Source organism: Flavobacterium sp. (assembly GCF_023151265.1).
Taxonomy (GTDB): Bacteria; Bacteroidota; Bacteroidia; order Flavobacteriales; family Flavobacteriaceae; genus Flavobacterium.
Map to the genome: position 1 here is coordinate 1 of NZ_JAKLJH010000210.1, position 2,541 is coordinate 2,541.

Consider the following 2,541-nt stretch of genomic DNA (forward strand, 5'->3'; position numbering starts at 1 on the left):
GAAAATCAATAAGTTCATCCGAAGTATATAAATGCGAATGTTGGTGCAACTTCCCAACAGCAAACAATTCTGAAACCGCTTCAAATCCGCCTGATTTCATTAGAGAAGCGTTGGGTTCGTAGAGATAATTTTTTGGCAAACTATAAGAAGCAAAATACGATTTTGTACTTTCAATTTTAGTAATCGTTTGCTTCTCTTTTTCTAAATTAACTGTAATAATTTCTGGAGATGCGTCAAAGTTTTTCTCAATCTTCCAAAGCAATTCTTTTACTTCATTATCTACTGCTACGATGTGAATCTCTGATACGTTTTTCAATTCCAATAAACCCGCGTGAAGGTCTAAAATAGGAGCAGTTTTGATTAAAATCGTATCGGTAAATTGATAATAAAAATCTTGTAAATCGACTACATTTGGTAAACAATCGGCTAACATGAAGACTTTTCCTTTAGCATCATTTCTTCTGGAAGGATCGATGTAAATGCATTCGAACTTTTGATTCAATTGTTCTAAAATTTGAGTGCTATCACCTTGATAACATTCAATATTTGTGGCTTTTAAGACTTCGAAATTATGTTTTACAATTTGAGATAAATCGGCATTCAATTCGCAATGGATAACGGATTTGAATTGTTTTGAAAAGTAGTAATCGTCAATACCAAATCCACCTGTACAATCGATTAATTTTTCTCCTGAAACTAATGAAGCTTTGTATTTAGCTGTAGTTTCTGACGAAGTTTGTTCGATGGAAATTTTTTCAGGATAAATGATATTTTCAGTTGAAAACCAAGTTGGAAGTTTATCTTTTGCTTTCTTTTTTGCAATAATTTGATTGATGATAACGGAATAATTAACTTCAGGAAATGGATTTTTCTTTAAAGCTAATTTTGAGCTATCGGCATTCAGATTTTGGTTAATAAAATCTTGTATTTCAGTTTGTAAAAGAGATTCTAAATTCAAAACTATAAGTTTTTGGTAAGGGCTTTGATGATTCTATTTTCGGGTAAAAATTCTTTTCCAATTACTTTTAAAGAAGTATAAAACGGAACCGCGATAATCATTCCAGTAATACCAAATAAAATTCCAGCAATCAAAATCACTAAAAAGATTTCTAAAGGATGCGAATTGGTGCTTTTTGAAAAAATTAAAGGCGAACTCACATTATTGTCAATCAATTGAACAATAAACATCCCAATCAAAACGTAAATCGTTGTTGGTAAGGTTTCAGAAGCAAAATCAGCTCCAGTTCCAATACTACTAATCATGATTAATATTCCTGCTACAAAAGTGGCAATAATTGGACCTACATAAGGAACAATATTGAAAACAGCACATAAAAGAGCAATTATTAAGGCGTTTTCAACTCCAAAAATTAGAAATACAATGAAGTATAAAACTAAAATAATAAATAATTGTAAAAGCAATCCTAAAAAGTATTTAGAAAGCATTTCGTTTATTTTTTCTACAGAATTTAAAACTTTTTCTTTTTGATTTACAGGTAAAATATTTTTGAAAGCTATTGAAAATGAACTTCTTTCTTTTAGAATAAAGAATGAAATAAAAAGAACAGAAGCCAATCCCATTCCGATATTTCCAACGGTACTAACTATATTATTCAAAAAGTTTGGAATGAATTCAAAATTAGAAAATGAAGTGAGGTTTGAACTTTTTGCAATTTGTTGTAAATCTATATTGTGTGAGTTTAAATATATAGTGACATCATTAAGTAGCCTATTGTAATTGTTTTCAAGGGAATTAATGTCTAAAAGTGATAAATTTTCACCTTGCGAAATAATTAACGGAACAAATAGTAAAACGATTCCAGATATTAAAAAAATAACTAATAGTAAAGAAACAACGACAGCTAATGTATTTCTGAATTTTAGTTTTCTTCTTAAAAACAATACTAAAGGATAAAGTAAAAGGGAAAAAACAACTGAAACTATACAGTAAACAATAACGGTTGCAACTTTATACAAGAAAAATAACAGAAGTAAAATAGATGCAATTATAGCAACCGCTCTTACAATTCCGAAGGATAATTCTTTTGAAGTCATTTATTTTCTTTTTTGCTAAAATAAAAAAAACTCACCACATAATGGTGAGTTTTACAAATTAACTCAAATGTTTCATTTGATTTATGGCTGAGCAAATGAAAATCTTGATCCTCCAGAAGCAAAAATGGCTAACATTCTGCTTTTTTGTCCGTTTGAGAACATGTACATACCTGCATCATCAGTATAATCCATGTAGTTCATAGTCATTTCAATTGGTGTTCCTGAGCAAGTAGAGTAGTGAGGGAAAGCTGGCATTCCGTAATTAGCTGTATTGTGAGTAGGAGTATCGCTTACTAAATCGCTTCCGCAAGTAGCATCTCCCCATATGTGTCTTAAATTCATCCAGTGACCTACTTCGTGAGTTGCTGTTCTTCCTTTGTTGAAAGGAGCTGTAGCAGTACCAGTAGTTCCTAAATATTTTGAATCGATTACAACTCCGTCAGTTGCAGATGAACCGCCTGGGAATTGTGCGTAACCCAAAATTCC

General features: G+C 30.9%; 3 protein-coding genes. All 3 read right to left on the reverse strand.

The window, feature by feature from the left end:
* Positions 1–958, reverse strand: a 958-nt coding sequence (locus L6Q46_RS13585; RefSeq protein WP_291284758.1) for an RsmD family RNA methyltransferase, incomplete at its 3' end; no start/stop codon positions are given.
* Between the two features lie 2 nt (positions 959–960).
* Positions 961–2,055 carry an AI-2E family transporter gene (locus L6Q46_RS13590; protein ID WP_291284759.1) on the reverse strand — a complete coding sequence of 365 codons (1,095 nt, stop codon included), beginning with the start codon at positions 2,053–2,055 and terminating at the stop codon, positions 961–963.
* Positions 2,056–2,136: 81 nt separating this feature from the next.
* On the reverse strand, positions 2,137–2,541 hold a 405-nt coding region (locus L6Q46_RS13595; protein ID WP_291284760.1), incomplete at its 5' end, for a M43 family zinc metalloprotease.